This is a genomic window from Microbacterium sp. EB106-03-03-XG65, from assembly GCF_058791955.1.
This window is the reverse complement of record NZ_JBYTEB010000001.1, coordinates 244954-261732: the sequence shown is the minus strand read 5'-3', so window position 1 is coordinate 261732 and position 16779 is coordinate 244954. Positions and strand designations below refer to the sequence as shown.

The window sequence follows — 16779 nt, the reverse complement described above, 5'->3', positions numbered from 1 at the left end:
CGACTGTGGAAAAGTGATCGACGCCCACGGGAGAACCCGCTCCTCAGGCACCGCATGACCGCACGGAACGTCCCGTGCAGAGGGGACCACCGATGACCCGCGCTCCTATCCGCGTCGCTCTCACCGGCGCACGTGGAGGCTTCGGCCGCACCTTCCTCGCCCACCTCCGATCGATCGATCGGATGACGGCGACGCAGCTCATCGACCCCGATGTCGACGGAGTGCGCACCCTCATCGCAGACCTCGGCGATCTTCCCGACGCTGAGCCGATCCCCGGGCACGACGACGTCCGCTGGGACGAGATCGACGTGCTCGTCGAAGCCTCCGGTCGCGTCGAGGCCGGCTACCGGTATGCCGCGGAGGCGATCAGTCGCGGCATCCACGTCGTGATGGTGAGCAAGGAGATCGAGAGCGTCGCGGGCGTCTCGCTCGCCAAGGCCGCTCGCGAACGCGGCGTCGGCTACCTGCCCGGCGACGGCGACCAGCCCGCGAACCTGCTGCGGCTGCTCGACTGGGTCGAGAAGGTCGGCCTGCACGTGGTCGCCCTCGGCAAGTCCGGCGAGTACGACCTCGTGTTCGATCCCGCCACCGGAGTGCTCGACCAGCAGGGCGAGCGCATCGATGCTGCGGGCCTCAGCGACCTCCTGTTCCTCGGTGACGACATCCACGAGACGCTCGCCGCTCGCGCCGAGATCGTCGCTCCGCTCAAGCGCGCCGCGGCCGCAGACTCGTGCGAGATGGCCGTCGTCTCGCTCTACTCCGGCGCCACCGCCGACACCGAGCGCATGCACTACCCCGTCGCGCGCCCCAGCGAGCTCGCCGACATCTATGCCCGCCGCTCCGACGGCGGACTCATCGACACCGACCGCGCGGTCGACGTCTTCTCGGCCCTGCGCCTTCCCGGCGAGACGAGCTTCGCGGGCGGCGTCTTCACGATCGTCACGACGGGCGACGACGAGGTGTGGGAGCTGCTCGCAGGCAAGGGGCACATCGTCTCGCGCTCGGGCGAGTACGCCTGCATCTACTGGCCCTACCACTTCATGGGCGTCGAGACACCGCTCACCATCGACGCCGTGGTCGCGGGCGCACAGTTGTTCGACCAGCCGCGCCACCACACCGTGCTCGCCGCCCGCTCGTCGCGGGCGCTCGCCGCGGGAGCGACCTTCGAGGTGCGCGGCCACCACCACGAGATCGACGGCGTGCGCCCCGTGATCATCGACCGCGACGACGCCCTGAGCGACTCCGACGATGCTCTCGCCGCGGCGTACTACCTGCTCTCGGGTGCGCGACTCGTGCGTGACGTCTCCGAGGGCGAGCTTATCCGCATCTCCGACCTCGAGGGCGTCGCGGACGACGTGCGCGCCGCGTTCGTGGAGGGTGTGCGGCTGTGACCGCCGAGGCTGCTCGCCGCATCCGCCGGGAGCGCCTTCCCGAGGGGTACGAGCTGCGGATCGTCGACGCCCACCATCACTTCTGGGACCTCGACGGCGACGGGCGCTGGCCCTGGATCCAGGACGAGTACAACGAGGACTTCTTCCTCGGCGACTACAACGCCATGCGTCGCACCTTCCTGCCTCGCGAGTACCTCGCCGAGACCGCCGGCTGGGACATCGTCGGCACGGTGCACTGCGAGGCGGAGCGCAGCCGTGACGAGCAGGTCGCGGAAGACGACTTCCTCCAGCGGCTCAGCGATGCCACCGGTGGGCGGTTCCCGCTCGCGGCCGTCGCGCACGTCGGATTCCGGCAGCCCGATCGAGACGAAGTGCTGGCCGCCCATGCGCAGCGCTCGATCGTCCGCGGCATCCGGTCGAAGCCCGTCATCGCGACGCGAGCCGGTGAGCGCACGAGCGGCCCGGGCACGCTGCATGACCCGGAGTGGGTCGAGGGGATCGCCGCTCTCGGGGCACACGGATTCTCGTGGGACCTGCGCGTTCCGTACTACCACCTGGCCGAGGCCGCTGAGGTGCTCGCCGACTTCCCGGAGCTGGCCGTGGTCGTGAACCACTGCGGTCTGCCGCTCGATCGCTCCGACGACGGGCTGCGTCTGTGGCGCGACGGCATGGAGCGCCTCGCCGCGTTGCCGCGCACCGCCGTGAAGGTCTCGGAGCTGGGGCTGTACCGCAACCGCTGGGATCGCCCCTCCAACGAGGTCGTCGTCCGGGACACTCTCTCGATCTTCGGCGCCGACCGCGCGCTCTTCGCCTCGAACCTGCCCGTCGCGACGCTCACCGCCCCCGACTTCGACGAGGTCATGGACACGATCCTCGCCGGCGCCGCGGGACTCGACGCGGACGGCCTGGATGCGCTGTTCCACGGTACGGCCGCCCGCGTCTACCGACTCGACCTCTCGTCCCTCCCCGACCTCCCGACCGCCGCACCCACCGAGGATCACTGATGACCACCGTCGACCAGGGCACCGCCGCCCGCACCGCACGCCCCACGAAGATCCGCTGGTGGGTCATCGTCGTGCTGTTCGTCTTCTACACGATCAACTGCATCGACCGGGCGTCGCTCTCGGTCGCCCTGCCGACCATCAGCGCCGAGTTCCTGCTCGAGCCCGCCGTGCAGGGCCTCATCCTCTCGGCGTTCTTCTGGACGTACTGCCTGTTCCAGATCCCCGGCGGAGCCGCGGCCGACAAGTTCGGACCGCGCCGAGTCATCGGCATCGCCGCAGTGATCTGGGGCTCCTTCACCGCGCTCGCGGGCCTCGCCGTCAACGCGGTGATGCTCGTGCTCAGCCGCCTCGGCCTGGGCGCCTTCGAGGCGCCGTACATGCCGTCGGCCAACAAGCTCGTCACCCGCTGGCTGCCGGCGAAGCACCGCGCCACCGGTGTCACGCTCATCGACTCCGGTGCACCTCTGGGCTCGGCCTTCGGCGCCCTGGTCGTCACGGGACTCATCACCGCCACGGGATCCTGGCGCTGGTCGTTCATCATCATCGGCCTCGCGACCGTCGTGATCGGCATCGGTGTGGCGCTGTTCATCCGCAACCACCCGTCGGAGCATCCGCTCGTCAATCGTGCCGAGGAGGAGCTGATCCGCTCGGGCGGCGTCGAGGAGCGTGTGGACGAGGAGCCGCCGGGCATGAGCCGGGCGACCGTCTTCTGGATGGTCGTCGGCCGCATCGGCTGGGCGATGGTCTTCTGGGGGCTCGTCACCTGGGGCCCGACCTATCTCTCGCAGGCGCGGGGCCTCGACCTCGCCGCCATGGGATTCGCGACGTTCCTCATCTTCCTGTGCGGAGCGTTCGGCGAGATCCTCAGCGGCATCCTCGCCGACACCCTGCAGAAGCGCATGTCGCCGAACCGGGCATTCAAGCTGCTGTTCGGCGGATCCGGCGCGCTGAGCCTGCTCGCCCTCGCGGCGCTGCCGTTCGTGAGCGACGCCACGACCGCTGTCACCCTGCTGTGCGTCGGAGTCTTCTTCAACCTGTTCGGCGGGCTGTACTGGACGATCCCCGGCCGCCTGGCCAAGCCCGAGCGGGTGGGCGTCGTCGGCGGCGTGATGAACTTCGCCGGCACTTCGGCGGGCATCGTCGTGCCGATCGTCGCGGGCCTGCTGGTGCAGTTCACCGGCGGCTACACCGCGGTGCTCATCTACCTCGCGGTCTGCGCCGCGATCTATCTCGTCGGCTCGCTCTCGATCGACTTCGAGGGACGTGGCGTGCGCAAGGCGGCCGTGCATGCCTGACCTGTACGACGGGCCGATCATCGACGCCCACCACCACGTGTGGGACCTGGGTCTGGCGCGGCATCCCTGGCTCGCCCCGGGGGCGAGAGTCGCCCACCGATACGGCGATTACGAGCCCATCAAGCGCGACTACCTGCCGGCGGACTATCTCGCGGACATCGCGGCGACGGGCGTCGTCGCCTCGGTCTACATGGAGGCCGAGTGGGTTCCCGGCGACGGGATGGCCGAGGTGCGCACGGTCGAGCGCTATCGCGAGGAGTCGGGAGTGCCGGGCTCGATGGTCGCGCAGGCCTGGCTCGACGCACCGGATGCCGCACAGCGCCTGAGCGAGCTGGCCGCCGTGCCTGCCGTCAAGAGCGTGCGGCACAAGCCCGGCGGTGCCGCGTCGGCCGCCGAGGTCGGCGCGGGGGTGCGATCGCTGCTGAGCGACGACACGTGGCGTGGGGGTTATGCGCATCTCGCCGAGCGCGGCCTGCACTTCGACCTGCAGACGCCGTGGTGGAACCTCGACGAGGCGCACCGTCTGGCCGTCGACTTTCCCGAGACGACCCTGGTGGTCGATCACGCGGGCGTGCTCGCCTCCCGAGACGCCGAGACGGTGGCCGCCTGGCGCGCGGCGCTCGAGCGGATCTCTCAGGCGCCGAACGTCGTCATCAAGGCATCCGGGCTCTGCGTCGCCGGTACGCCGTGGACCGTCGAGTCGAACCGCGCCCCGATCGAGGATCTCGTGCGGATCTTCGGCGCAGAGCGGGTCATGTTCGGCAGCAACTTCCCCGTCGACGGCATGTTCATCGACTTCCGCGGACTCGTCGACGGGTACCGCGAGATCCTCGCCGCCTTCGACGCGGATGCCCAGCGTGCGGTCTTCCACGACACGGCCCAGCGCGTGTACGACCCCGAACCCCTCATCGACCCGATCTCCTGACCAACGACCAAGGACCCCCATGAACGTCAACGACGACAAGCTCTTCCGGAAGGTGATGCTGCGCGTGCTCCCGCTCGCGATGCTCGGCTTCTTCCTCTCCTACCTCGACCGCGTGAACATCGGATACGCGCAGGCGACCATGAGCGCCGACCTCGGCTTCTCGAACGTGGTCTACGGCCTCGGCGCGGGGCTCTTCTTCATCGGATACTTCATCTTCGAGATCCCCTCGAACCTCATCCTCGCCAAGGTCGGCGCGCGCCGATGGATCGCGCGGATCATGATCACCTGGGGCCTCATCTCGGGTCTCATGTTCATCGTCGACAGCGAGTGGATGTTCTACCTGCTGCGCTTCCTGCTCGGTGTCGCCGAGGCCGGATTCATCCCCGGCATCCTCTTCTACATGGCGCACTGGTTCCCGGCCAGCCGTCGCGGTCGCGCCTGGGGGATCTTCTACATCGCGCTCGCATCGTCCGGTCTGATCGGCGGCCCCGTCTCCGGGTACATCCTCAGCGGCATGGACGGCGTCTGGGGACACGCGGGCTGGCAGTGGCTGTTCGTCATCGAGGCGATCCCGACCGTGCTGCTGGGCATCGTCATCCTGTTCTGCCTGCAGGAGGACTACCGCACCGTCACCTGGCTCACCGAGCCCGAGCGCGCCCGCCTCGGCACTCTGCTCGCGGCTGAGCGCGTCGACGAGGCCGAGACCCCGCTGCGCAAGGTCTTCACGAGCAAGCTGATCTGGCTGCTCACCGCGGTCTACTTCTCCTACAACTTCGCCCTCTACGGCATCAGCTTCTGGCTGCCGACCCTGATCGGCGACCTCGGCATCACCGACACCGTGCAGATCGGATTCCTCAGCGCCTTGCCCAGCCTCGCCGCGATCGTGTCGATGGTGACCTTCGGGTTCCTGTCGGACCGCGCGGGGGAGCGTCGGAAGTTCATCGCCGCGGCATTCCTGCTCAGCGCCACCGGATTCGCGATCTGCATCATCGCGGGCACCGATCCGGTCTGGGGCATCATCGGACTCTGCCTGGCGAATGCCGGCGCGCTGTCGATCCCTGCGATCTTCTGGAGCTTCCAGACGTCGATGCTCGCAGGAACAGCCCTCGCCGGCGGCATCGCGCTGATCAACTCCACGGGAAACCTCGCCGGGTTCGCGGCGCCGTACCTCATCGGCTTCGTGAAGGACACCACCGGTGTCGCGACGATCGCGCTGTACATCACGGGCGCCATCATGATCATCGGCGCGATCCTCACCATGACCGTGCGGCAGCATCGCGCGGTCAACACGGCCGATGATCTCCCCTCAGAGCTGGTCTCGAAGTAGTCCCCGCTGCTCTTCCCCCGAGACCGGCGAAGCCCCCGCATGCGATGCATGCGGGGGCTTCTTCCTGTCTCGGAGGTGTACCCCTCTTGACTCCCGCGCTCAGCGATCTAGCGTTGCAGGCATGTGCCGCAACATCATTCCGCTGAACAACCTCGAGCCGCCGGCCACCGACGACGAGTGCCACGAGGCCGCCGTGCAGTTCGTGCGGAAGATCTCGGGTTCGAACGCCCCCTCGCGTGCGAACAGAGAGGTCTTCGACCGAGCCGTCGCAGAGATCGAGCACTCCGTGCGACAGCTGCTCGACGGTCTCGTGACGACCGCGCCGCCGAAGGACCGCGACGAGCAGCGCGACAAGAGACAGGCCCGCTCGGCCGAGAGGTACGAGGCGATCCGGGTCTTCCAGGAGGCCAAGCGCGCGGCGAAGGCGACGGCGGCGGGGTAGCGTCGGTCTCATGACGCTCCGACCCCGCACCCGGCACAGACGTTCTGCGGTGCCGGGTGCCCTTGCGATCGTCGCCGTGGTGGCTGTGTCGTCGCTCACCGGGTGCTCCCCGAGCATCGAGGCGCAGGTCGACCGAAGCCTCGAGGATGCGATCGAGCGCGCGCAGGACTCCCTCTGGGAGTATCGAGACCGCATCGCGGATGATCCCGAGACGGCGATCCCCGAGCTCTCCTTCGTCTCCGACTATCGCGACGGGATCGACGAGTCGGAGGGCAATGCCTCGTACACACTGCTGGGTCTCGACGCCGCCGACGACCGTGCGACCCTGACGCTGCTCGCCTCGGGGAGTGCCGTGACCGGCGGCGGGTGGTGGTACACGCAGCGCGACGCCGCCGTGTGCGTCGACCTCGTCTTCTCGACGTCGGAGAAGTCGATCGTCACGGAGCCGGCCACGTGTCCCGACATCCCACAGCTCGCGGAGGACGACGAGGTGATCGCGCTCGCAGAACTGCACCCGCGGCTGGTGGTCACGCAAGACGACTACCCGCCGCCCGTCTGCCAGTGCTACAGCGGCAGCACGTGCGACTGCCCCGGCGGGTAGCCCGGCCGGCAGCTACGCCGCGCGCTCCCGCACGGCGGGCCGCGTGAGCCGCGGGATCAGCGAGGGCGTGCTGTCGCGGTACTCGATGTAGTCGGCGCGGTCGCCCCACTTCTTCTCGGCGCGGGCCTCGAGCAGCGGGATGCCGCTGACCCGGGTCAGCAGCAGGATGACGAACAGCGGCGACAGGATCGCGACCCACTGCCATCCCGCGAGCACCGGTGCAGCCGTGAGGAACACGCCCACCCAGATCACGATCTCGCCGAAGTAGTTGGGGTGGCGCGAGCGCGACCACAGTCCGGTGCGGATGAACTCGTGCTTGTTGCTCGGGTCGGCGCGGAAGGCCGACTTCTGGGCGTCGGCGATGATCTCGATCGTCATCCCGAGCACCCACACGACGATTCCCACAACGGTCAGCCACCCGATGGGCGCCCGCGAGGCGGCATCCGTGCTGATCGCGATCCAGGCGGCTGCCGCGGTGATCGACACCCACGCGCCCTGGATCACCCAGACCTGCAGGAACCGCACGGGAGAGCCCTTGATCTCGTCGAAGCGCCCGTCGGACCCGGCTTTGTGCACGCGCATCGCCAGGAAGGATCCGAGGCGTGCGGCCCACAGGATCACCATCGCCGCGAGGATCCAGCTGCGGGCGTCGGGCATGGGCGTCAGCAGCACGAGCGCCGCGGAGATCGCGAGGAACGTGAGGCTGCCGGTGAGGTCGAAGAACCGCTCCGTGCGCAGGATCATCGCCGGGATGAACGCGAGGATCTGGATCGCGTACGCCGCGGCCACGGCGATCGCGAACAGCGGGATGCCGCCGACGGTCGCACCGCCCTGGCTGCCGGCGAGTGCGACGAGAGCGCCGATGACGAGGGCGACGATGATCGCGATCAGCGAGGAACGTGAGGACTTCGGTGTGGAGGAGGTGGGGGAGGACATGTCGTTCTTTCCGGTTCTCAGAGGTACAGGTCTTCGACGGTGACGGCCGCGCGGTCCAGCACGACGCTGCGCTTGAGCTTCATGGTCGGAGTGACCAGGCCGCGATCATCGAGGTCGGCGAAGACCACGCTGAAGCGGCGCACCTGCTCGCTGCGGGCGACGAGAGCATTGGCGGAGTCGACGGCGCGCTGCAGGTGGGCATGCAGCGTCGGGTCTGTCACGGCGCGGATGTCGGTCTCGACGATCAGAGGGATGCTGACGCCTTCGGCATCCGCCCACGCCAGCGCCTGCTCGGGGTCGAGCACGAGAAGCGCGGACAGGTACGGCTTGCCCTCGCCGACCATGACCGCGTGCGACACGAGCGGGTCCGCTTCGACAGCGCTCTCCCAGCGGGTCGGCACGATCGTCTTGCCGTTCGAGGTCACGATCACTTCTTTGAGTCGGCCCTCGAGCACCAGTCGTCCGCGCTCATCGAGCCGCCCGAGGTCGCCGGTGCGGAAGAAGCCGTCGATGAACGCGCCCTCGTCGTGGGCGGGATTGCGGTATCCGCTGAACACGCCGACGCCCCGCGCCAGCACCTCGCCGTCATCGCTGATGCGCACCGTGAGCCCGGGCAGGGGCGGACCGACGGTTCCCGAGGCGATGCGACCGGGAAGATTGCCGGTCAAGGGTGCCGTCGTCTCGGTCAGTCCGTAGCCTTCGATGACGGGCACGCCGATTCCGCGGAAGAAGAGCGAGAGGTCGGCATCCAACGCCGCTCCGCCCGAGAGGATGTACCCCACGCGACCGCCCATGACCGTGCGCAGGCGCTTGTAGAAGAGAGCGTCGAAGAAGCGGTGCCGTGCGACGAGCCGCAGGTCTCGCGCGGGCGTGCGGCCGGCGTCGAGCTGCTCCTCCCGGCGCCCCCAGGCGAGCGCGGTCGACCGGGCCTTCGCCCAGACGGCGCTCAGCCCCTTGGCGGCGGCCTTGTCGGCGGCAGCGGCCTGGATCTTCTGCAGTACGCGCGGCACCACGACCAGGAACGTCGGACGCAGGGTGTCGAGGGTGGCGACGACGCGCGACGGGTCGGAGAGGTGCGCGATGCGCATGCCGCTCGCCAGGCAGATCAGCTGCAGGCCCCGCGCCAGCACGTGCGCGAGGGGCAGGAAGATCACGGTGTTGCCGTCTTCGTTGACGATCTCGCGGTACGCGGCCGCGATGTTGAGCACCTGTCCGAGGAAGTTCCGATGCGTGAGCACCACGCCCTTCGGCTCGCCCGTGGTGCCGGAGGTGTAGACGATCGTGGCAGGGTCGTCCTGCGTCGCCGCGGCCCTGCGCGCCTCGAGCTCCTCGTCGGTGACCTCGATGCCGCTCGCTGTCAGGTCGGAGAGAGTGCCGGATGCCGCGGCATCCATCGTCCATGCACCGAAGCTCGCGACGTCTGTCTGTGCCAGCGCCGCCCGAAGCAGCGCCGCGTGCTCTGCCGTGCCGCCGATGGCCAGACGCACCCCGGCGTCGGCGATGATCGCGTCGACCTGGGAGGGCGACGAGGTCTCGTAGATCGGCACGACCACCGCGCCGGCGAACCAGGCCGCGAGGTCGGCGACCGCCCATTCGTACCGGGTCGGGGCCATGATCGCGATGGGGTCTCCGGTCTGGATTCCCTGGGCGATGAAGCCCTTCGCGAGCGCGCGCACCTGATCCGCGAACTCGCGGGTCGTGACGGGACGCCAGGGGGCTCCGGCATCCACGCCCTCGCGGCTCGTCGCCTCGACCTCGAACGCGACATGGTCGGGAGCTGCCGTGGCGCGCGCGATCAGCAGATCGGTGACGTTGCGATACCCGTCGAGGTCGGCCAGCGGCGGGGTCGACGATTCGATCATCGGGGGGTCCTCTCTATCGAGCGGGGGAGCTCACGACGTGACGGCGATCCTCGCTAGAACGGACGAAAGGAGCATGCGGGCGCGCGCATGCAGTGCCATCATCTCCTGTTCGGAGCCCTGGACGAATCGGATGGGCGCGGCGTGGCGGTAGGACTGCTCAGCCGCGCGGCGCCTGCACGCCCGCGTCGATCAGGATCGCGCGCGCGGCGCGCTCGCCGGACGCGAGAGCCCCTTGGATCGACGCGGTGTCGCGATGATCGCCCGCGAGGTACAGGCGCTCGGCGCGGCGCGGTGGTCGAGCGGGGCTGAGGGGCGCGGGTTGAGCGGGGAGGGCGTCGACGATGTCGTCGCGACGGATCAGCCTCCAAGCGCTGACGTCGGTGCCCCAGATGTCCCCGAGGTGGCGCCGGACGTCGACCTCCTCGGCGGCAGCGGCCCCGTGCGGCAGCAGGCAGGTCGCGGCGACGAGGTGGTGTCCGGCGGGAGCGTACGAGGGCACGGTGTGCGTCATCACGACGGTGTTCACCACAGGGCCTCGCCCTCGCCCTCGTCCGTCGACCGCGAGCAGTGCCGAACCGGTGGGTGGCTCGACGGCGGCGAACCACCAGGTCTGGAGCCCGTTCGTCGAGGGCGCGGGAACCCCGGTGAGGTCGGCCACGGCATCCGGCCCTACCGCGACGACCGCTCGTGCCGCACGGAGGGGATCGCCGTCGATCACGCCGACCTCGACAGCGCTGCCGACGTCTGAGATGCGCTCGGCGACGACGCCCAGATGTATGGCGGCACCGTCGGCGCGGGCATGCGCGGCGAGCTGCTCCGGCACGGCGGCGATCCCCTGAGCGGGCAGGCCGGGGCGGCCGAGTGCGAAGTACCGCACGAGCAGTCGGGCGAACGCGTTCGACGTCTCGCCGCGGTCTTCTGCCAGCACTCCGGCGAGGAACGGCTCGAGCACGGCGGTCCGCAGCGGTCCGTGCAGCCCTGCGGCATCCCATCCGTCGCGCAGGGGGATGTCGTACCGCGCGAGGTCGGAGAGGGGCCGCACCAGCGCCGGCGCGGCCCAGCGCGCCAGTGCGACGGCATCCTGCCTGTTCACCAGTCCGCTCCGCAACGATGCAGCGATCGACAGCGGGTGCCGGAGCGGATGCCGCAGCTCGGCCATACCCTGCGCCGTGCGCACCTGGACGCCCACGGGGAAGCTCCCCAGCGCCAGGGCGTCGAGGTCGACGCTGCGTCGGAGCGCGGGGTAGGCGGGATTCAGCACCTGGAATCCGCGGTCCAGCCGGAACCCGTCGACGTTGTCGGTGCGCTGACGCCCTCCGACGGCATCCGCGGCCTCGATCACAGCGACGTCGAGTCCGTGTGCGGCGAGCACTCCGGCGCAGCGGAGTCCCGCGAGCCCCGCGCCGATCACGATCACGTCATGCACGGGGAACGGCTCCGGGAGTCTGCGTCATCCTCGTGGGCTGCATGGCACCAGCGTACGTCCGGAAGGACGGGCGTGCGCGTGCGAGGAGCCGCTTCGACCCAATAGTGCTCAGGCGAGTACGCGCCTCCCAAGCGGAGGCAGCGAAACCTGACCCCAAGCAAGTGCGGCGCCGGACAGTGTCATCGTGCACGACCCATCAACATCTGGTACTGTCTGTACGTACAAGACGAACAATGCAGTTCCTCCAGCTACAGTTAAGGACCAAGATGTCAGCGACGACGGCGATCCGCTCCGGTGGATCGGAAGCACATGGCTTCATCGACAAGCTCGGACTCCCCAAGCCACTCATCTGGGGCTTTGTGGGGCTGCTGCTCTTCATGATCGGCGACGGGGTCGAGTCCGGTTACATCGCCCCCTACCTTGCCGCGCATGGCGCAGGGTCCGAGACCAACGCCGCTGTCATCATCTCCGTGTACGGACTCATGGTGACCCTCGGCTCCTGGCTGTCCGGCGCGCTGTCCGACGTGTGGGGCCCGCGTCGGGTGATGATCCTCGGCCTGATCCTTTGGTCTGTGCTCCAGGTGCTCTTCCTCGGCGTCGCTCTGCCCACCGAGAACTTCACACTCATGCTTGTCATCTACGGTCTCCGCGGCATCGCCTACCCGTTCTTCGCCTACGGATTCCTGGTCTGGGTGCTCGGCGCGAGCCCGGCAAACCGGCTCGGCTCGGCCGTCGGATGGTTCTACTTCGCGTTCACCGGCGGTCTGCCAACATTGGGCTCGCTCGTCGCCAGCGGCACGCAGCCCCTCATCGGTGAGTACATGACATTCTGGGTGTCACTCGGACTCGTCATTCTCGGTGGAATCGTCTCGCTCGTCGGCCTCCGCAAGGCCAAGGGTGGTGGGCGTCTCGCGGCGCCCGACGTCACAACCGGCCGCAGCCTCATCAACAGTGTGGCCATCGCATTCACGAACCCGCGCATCGGCCTCGGATGCCTCGTGCGCGTCGTGAACACCGCGCCCCAGTTCGGACTGTTCGTGTTCTTCCCGACCGTGTTCGCCGTAGAGCTCGGCTTCGGAACTGCCGGCTGGCTGCAGCTCGTCTTCATCCTGGGAGCGGCGAACATCTTCGCGAACCTCTTCTTTGGTGTTCTCAGTGACCGCCTCGGCTGGCACCGCACGCTCCGCTGGTTCGGATGCATCGGGTCCGCCGTCAGTGTGCTCGCGTTCTACTTCATTCCGCAGTACGTCTCCGACCAGTACTGGGTATCCGCAGTCTGCGCGGCGCTCTTCGGTGTCAGTCTCGCGGGGTTCACGCCGATCTCGGTCCTCATGTCTCTGATGGCCCCGGGGCAGAAGGGTAACTCCATCGCGGTGCTGAACCTCGGCGCCGGCGCGGCGACTTTCGTCGGACCCCTCATCGTGGCTCTGTTCCTCGCGCCGCTCGGCGCGGGCGGTGTCACCATCATCTTCGCCGCGCTGTACATCCTCGCTGGCATCTCTGTCCGGTGGCTCCGCGTACCCGATGAGGCGCAGCGCGTCGTCGCAGAGGGAGGCACGCTCGACGGGCTGACGTCAATGCACACAGCGGCCCAGCGAATCACCAAGAACTGAACAAATCGCGTTTATCGGGCATCCTCGTACCGGTCTTGGTACGGACGGACGGATCTATCCATACCAGCCGGGATGCCGGCACGAAAGGACACTTACATGCCACTCGTAAGCGGCTTCGACGTCATTGAAGAGTGCACCTCGCGCGGACTCGTCGCGGGCGCGTTCAATACGACCAACATCGAGACAACGATGGGGATCGTCGACGCCATTGAGCGCACCGGCGTCCCCACATTCATCCAGGTCGCTCCTACGAACGTCGCGCTCTCCGGGTACGAGTACATCTACGACATGGTGTCCCGCCGAATTGCGAACACCAACGTGCCCGTCGCACTCCACCTCGACCACGGAAAGAACCTCCAGGCCGTCGAGGATGCCCTCGCTGCCGACTTCACCTCCGTCATGATCGACACCGCAGAGGAGACATTCGAGGACAACGTCCGCCTGTCTGCAAAGGCCCGCGAGATCGCCGCGCTCACCATCTCCGTCGAGGCCGAGCTCGGCGCCATCGGAGGCAAGGAAGACGAGATCGGACCTGATGAGGCCTCCGGCACTGACCCCGGTCAGGTCGCGGAGTTCGTCACCCGGACCGGCTGCGACATGCTCGCGGTGTCCGTCGGCAACGTTCACGGCTACGCGCCCGACGCCCGCATCGACTTCGACCTCCTGCGCCGCGTCCAGGAGGAGAGCAGCGTGCCGCTCGTCATCCACGGTGGTTCAGGTCTTCCCGTCGAGCAGTTCGGGAAGCTCTACGAGTACGGCGTCGTCAAGGTCAACATCGCCAGCGACCTGCGCAACGCCATGATCCGGACCTTCGGTGAAGCCTACGTCGCCAACCCCAACGAGCACTCGCTCATCAAGGTCTCTCGCAAGGCGGTCGCAGCCATCGCGGACGTCGTCGAGCTCCGGATCCGCCAGTTCAACCTTTCGATCTGATTTCAGGGACCGTCGTGCTTCCGACAATCACCGTCGACATCGGGACGACCAGCGTCAAGCTGTGCCTCTTCGATGACGAGACGCGCCTTCTCGCGTCCGCGCGGCAGCCCACTCCCGTGCGCCGTGACTCGGACGGTGAAATCTACGACACGGAAGAGCTCACTGGCCTCATTGCCGGATTCATCGGCCAGCTCGAGCGCTGGCAGCGATCCATCGTCAAGAGAATCGCCATCACCGGAGTCGGAGAGTCCGGTGGGCTCGTGGGCGCGGACCTTGCTCTCGCGTCCCCGATGATCCTCTGGCACGACCACCGCGGGGCCTCACTCCTCACGGGTCTGTCGCCCGAGCAACGCGCGCGCGTCTACGAGATCACAGGACTCCCGGTCAATGCGAACTACGGGCTGTCCAAGGTCGCATGGGCGCTGGGTCGGGCAGGTGGTCGCCGCGATGTTCGCTGGCTCAACATCGCCGAATACATCGCGGCGCTCATGACCGGACAGCGCTGGTCCGAGCACACTCTCGCCAGCCGCACGATGGCGCTCGACCTCACGACGGGCGAGTGGTCCGACGAGGTCTGTGCCCTCCTCAGCGTCCCGACGTCGGTCTTTCCGGACCTCCGTTCGGCAAGCGAGGGTGTGCTTGTGTCTGCGGACTTCGCGTCGGAGGTAGGGCTCTCGGCGGACGTTCACGTTCACGTCGCCGGCCACGACCACATGGTCGGTGGCGTGGGCGCGGAACTTGCTGACGGAGAGCTCCTGAACTCGACGGGAACGACCGAGGGGCTGCTGTTCACGCTCGACGCGCCATACCTCATTCGCGAGGCTGCGCAGGCCAAGCTCGCCAACGGAATCGCTTGCGGAGGTCGGGGGTACACGCTCTTCGCGTCCATCCCGACCGGCGGCTCGGCCTTCGCGACATTGCAGACCATGCTCGGTCTCGACGGTGAGCAGCTCTCCCTGCATCTCGACGCTCTCCACAAGCGATACCTCTCCGGCGACATCGACCTCGAACGGATTCCCCTCATCCTTCCGCAGTTCCGTGGAGCGCCGCCGCCCACCAAGGACTCCCGGGCACGCGGCGTGATCTCGGGGCTCCGGGCAGATACGGAGCTGACGGAGATCGTCTTCGGAACGTTCCTCGGCATGGTTCTGCAGTACCAGGACGTCCTCGGCCTCTTCCCGGCGACCGCCCGAGAGGTAAAAGTCATCGGTCCGGCCAGCAAGAACGCCTTGTGGCTGCAACTGAAAGCCGACCTTCTCTCGACGCCGCTGAGCGCATCCACCTTCCCAGAGGTCGTGTCGCGAGGCGCTCAGGCTCTGGCGTCTCAACGTTCCGGTGGGTGGGCAGAAACGAGACCTTTCACGGTGGAACCGGAACGAAGCCGCTCGGAGACTCTTCAGCGCTGGGCGCATGAGATCCGCCCTCAGTGGAATTACGCGAAGGGGCTTCCCACATGACTATCGACATTCGACCTCGAGAGGAGATCTGACCGTGACACTCGTCGCCGGCATCGACTCCTCCACGCAGAGCTGCAAGGTCACCGTCCGCGATCTCCGGACCGGTGCGCAACTGCGTGAGGGCAAAGCATCGCACCCGTCTGACACCATCGTCGGCCCGGAGGCCTGGTGGACAGCTCTCCTCACCGCCGTGCGCCGCGCGGGAGGCCTCGACGACGTCGCGGCGATCTCCGTGAGCGGGCAGCAGCACACCCCGATCTTTCTGGATGCGCACGGCGCCGTCGTGCGCACGAGTCCGCTCTGGAATGATCTCGGCTCTCACTCGCACATGTTGGACCTGAACCGCGAACTCGGGCGCGACGAATGGATCCGCCGGACGGGACTCCCGCTCACCCTGTCGGACACGGTCACCAAGCTCCGTTGGCTCCGAGACACCGATCCCGAGTCTGCGCAACGCACCGCGGCTGTCGCCGTCGTTCACGACTGGCTGACCTGGCGGCTCATGGGATTCGGACCGGGCGTCGGGGGCATCGAACGCCTGACGACCGACCGTTCAGAAGCCAGCGGAACCGGGTACTGGTCGGGCGAGACAGAGGCATACACCGAGGATCTGTTCGAGCATGCGCTCGGGAAGCGAGCCGTTCTTCCTCAGGTCCTCGGACCGCACGACCGGGCCGGCCTGACTGCGTCGGGGATCCCGGGAATCCCCGCGGGGATACCCATCGGAGTCGGCAGCGGCGACAACGCCGCCGCCGCCATCGCGCTCGGCATCGGCCACGGTGACGTCGTTCTCTCGCTCGGCACGTCCGGCGTCGTCTACACGCGAACGGCGGACCCGGTGCATGACTTCGCCGGGTACGTCTGCAGCTACGCGGACGCCACCGGCGACCATCTGCCCCTTGTGGCCACCCTCAACGCGGCCAGAAATTTCGACATCGGTGCGGGGCTCCTCGGTTGCACCTACGACGAGCTGTCCGACCTCGCCCTGCAAGCACCGCCAGGAGCTGAGGGCCTCACTCTGCTGCCGTTCTTCGAAGGCGAACGAACCCCGGATCTCCCGCACGCTCGAGCATCGCTCCATCAGGCGTCCCTGGCCAACTTCACTCGGCCGAACTTCGCCCGCGCGGTCATCGAAGGAACCTTGGCGACGCAGGTCGCGATGCTCGATGCCCTCGCCGCATGCGGCATTGCTGCCGAACGGATTCTCCTCATCGGAGGAGCCGCTCAGAGCGCTGCCGCGCAGACCGTGCTGACGCAGATGGTCGAGATGCCGGTCGTCATCCCCGAGCTGGACGAATACGTCACCAAGGGAGCCGCGATGCAGGCTGCCGCGGCCATCGACGGCGCCTTCCCGGAATGGGCCGTGGCGGTGACAGAGCTGCCTCAGAATACGCGTGAATCCCAGATCAAGGAGCAGCACACTGCGGCGATGAATGCGATGGGATACGCCACGCCCGTGGAAGCGTCTGCGTAGCGCGATCACCTCGGTCGGAACAATCGACCGCGGTGACTATCGTAAGAAGTGACCGTCTGCCCTGTCGGTTTCGCTCACCCGAGGAGGCGACAC

At 68.0% G+C, this 16779-nt stretch carries 14 protein-coding genes; 11 read left to right on the top strand and 3 right to left on the bottom strand.

Annotated features, from left to right (window positions below; all coding sequences use genetic code 11):
* Positions 1–92: 92 nt before the first annotated feature.
* The 7 genes from AC3WS6_RS01200 (at position 93) to AC3WS6_RS01170 (ending at position 6985) form a co-directional block, all read left to right on the top strand.
* Positions 93–1391 carry a homoserine dehydrogenase gene (locus AC3WS6_RS01200; RefSeq protein WP_492499261.1) on the top strand — a complete coding sequence of 433 codons (1299 nt, stop codon included), beginning with the start codon at positions 93–95 and terminating at the stop codon, positions 1389–1391.
* On the top strand, positions 1388–2395 hold the full coding sequence (locus tag AC3WS6_RS01195; RefSeq protein ID WP_492499260.1) for an amidohydrolase family protein: 1008 nt from the start codon (positions 1388–1390) through the stop codon (positions 2393–2395). Before AC3WS6_RS01200 ends, AC3WS6_RS01195 begins: the two co-directional genes overlap by 4 nt.
* Positions 2395–3690 (top strand): MFS transporter, encoded by a 1296-nt coding sequence (locus AC3WS6_RS01190; protein ID WP_492499259.1) that lies wholly within the window; start codon positions 2395–2397, stop codon positions 3688–3690. The genes AC3WS6_RS01195 and AC3WS6_RS01190 overlap by 1 nt, the downstream gene beginning before the upstream one ends.
* A complete protein-coding gene (locus tag AC3WS6_RS01185) occupies positions 3683–4615 on the top strand; it encodes an amidohydrolase family protein (protein ID WP_492499258.1) in 933 nt (310 codons plus the stop codon). Before AC3WS6_RS01190 ends, AC3WS6_RS01185 begins: the two co-directional genes overlap by 8 nt.
* Before the next feature lie 19 nt (positions 4616–4634).
* Entirely contained in the window at positions 4635–5942 is a 1308-nt protein-coding gene (locus AC3WS6_RS01180; RefSeq protein ID WP_492499257.1) for an MFS transporter, read from the top strand.
* Positions 5943–6063: 121 nt separating this feature from the next.
* Positions 6064–6384 (top strand): DUF2277 domain-containing protein, encoded by a 321-nt coding sequence (locus AC3WS6_RS01175; RefSeq protein ID WP_492499256.1) that lies wholly within the window; start codon positions 6064–6066, stop codon positions 6382–6384.
* A gap of 10 nt (positions 6385–6394) precedes the next feature.
* On the top strand, positions 6395–6985 hold the full coding sequence (locus AC3WS6_RS01170; RefSeq protein WP_492499255.1) for a hypothetical protein: 591 nt from the start codon (positions 6395–6397) through the stop codon (positions 6983–6985).
* Between the two features lie 12 nt (positions 6986–6997).
* Here AC3WS6_RS01170 and AC3WS6_RS01165 read toward each other — a convergent pair whose 3' ends face one another.
* From AC3WS6_RS01165 to AC3WS6_RS01155, 3 genes are all read right to left on the bottom strand, one after another.
* Positions 6998–7921 (bottom strand): DUF1295 domain-containing protein, encoded by a 924-nt coding sequence (locus AC3WS6_RS01165; RefSeq protein WP_492499254.1) that lies wholly within the window; start codon positions 7919–7921, stop codon positions 6998–7000.
* Between the two features lie 17 nt (positions 7922–7938).
* Entirely contained in the window at positions 7939–9783 is a 1845-nt protein-coding gene (locus AC3WS6_RS01160; protein WP_492499253.1) for an AMP-dependent synthetase/ligase, read from the bottom strand.
* Between the two features lie 157 nt (positions 9784–9940).
* Positions 9941–11209 carry an FAD-dependent oxidoreductase gene (locus AC3WS6_RS01155; protein WP_492499252.1) on the bottom strand — a complete coding sequence of 423 codons (1269 nt, stop codon included), beginning with the start codon at positions 11207–11209 and terminating at the stop codon, positions 9941–9943.
* A 266-nt stretch (positions 11210–11475) separates the two neighbouring features.
* Here AC3WS6_RS01155 and AC3WS6_RS01150 point away from each other — a divergent pair, with 266 nt between their 5' ends.
* From AC3WS6_RS01150 to AC3WS6_RS01135, 4 genes are all read left to right on the top strand, one after another.
* The gene (locus AC3WS6_RS01150; RefSeq protein ID WP_492499251.1) at positions 11476–12822 is read left to right on the top strand and encodes an MFS transporter; all 1347 of its coding nucleotides are present in this window, start codon (positions 11476–11478) and stop codon (positions 12820–12822) included.
* A 96-nt stretch (positions 12823–12918) separates the two neighbouring features.
* Positions 12919–13755: a class II fructose-bisphosphate aldolase gene (locus AC3WS6_RS01145; protein WP_492499250.1), complete on the top strand. Its 837-nt coding sequence runs from the start codon at positions 12919–12921 to the stop codon at positions 13753–13755.
* Between the two features lie 14 nt (positions 13756–13769).
* The gene (locus tag AC3WS6_RS01140) at positions 13770–15212 is read left to right on the top strand and encodes an FGGY-family carbohydrate kinase (protein WP_492499249.1); all 1443 of its coding nucleotides are present in this window, start codon (positions 13770–13772) and stop codon (positions 15210–15212) included.
* Between the two features lie 34 nt (positions 15213–15246).
* Positions 15247–16686 (top strand): FGGY family carbohydrate kinase, encoded by a 1440-nt coding sequence (locus AC3WS6_RS01135; RefSeq protein WP_492499248.1) that lies wholly within the window; start codon positions 15247–15249, stop codon positions 16684–16686.
* The last annotated feature ends 93 nt before the right edge of the window (positions 16687–16779 follow it).

Coding starts and splice junctions, on each gene's coding strand:
- AC3WS6_RS01175 (WP_492499256.1), top strand. CDS start 6,064: ATGTGCCGCAACATCATTCCGCTGAACAACCTCGAGCCGCCGGCCACC.
- AC3WS6_RS01185 (WP_492499258.1), top strand. CDS start 3,683: ATGCCTGACCTGTACGACGGGCCGATCATCGACGCCCACCACCACGTG.
- AC3WS6_RS01200 (WP_492499261.1), top strand. CDS start 93: ATGACCCGCGCTCCTATCCGCGTCGCTCTCACCGGCGCACGTGGAGGC.
- AC3WS6_RS01145 (WP_492499250.1), top strand. CDS start 12,919: ATGCCACTCGTAAGCGGCTTCGACGTCATTGAAGAGTGCACCTCGCGC.
- AC3WS6_RS01165 (WP_492499254.1), bottom strand. CDS start 7,921: ATGTCCTCCCCCACCTCCTCCACACCGAAGTCCTCACGTTCCTCGCTG.
- AC3WS6_RS01170 (WP_492499255.1), top strand. CDS start 6,395: ATGACGCTCCGACCCCGCACCCGGCACAGACGTTCTGCGGTGCCGGGT.
- AC3WS6_RS01180 (WP_492499257.1), top strand. CDS start 4,635: ATGAACGTCAACGACGACAAGCTCTTCCGGAAGGTGATGCTGCGCGTG.
- AC3WS6_RS01190 (WP_492499259.1), top strand. CDS start 2,395: ATGACCACCGTCGACCAGGGCACCGCCGCCCGCACCGCACGCCCCACG.
- AC3WS6_RS01160 (WP_492499253.1), bottom strand. CDS start 9,783: ATGATCGAATCGTCGACCCCGCCGCTGGCCGACCTCGACGGGTATCGC.
- AC3WS6_RS01150 (WP_492499251.1), top strand. CDS start 11,476: ATGTCAGCGACGACGGCGATCCGCTCCGGTGGATCGGAAGCACATGGC.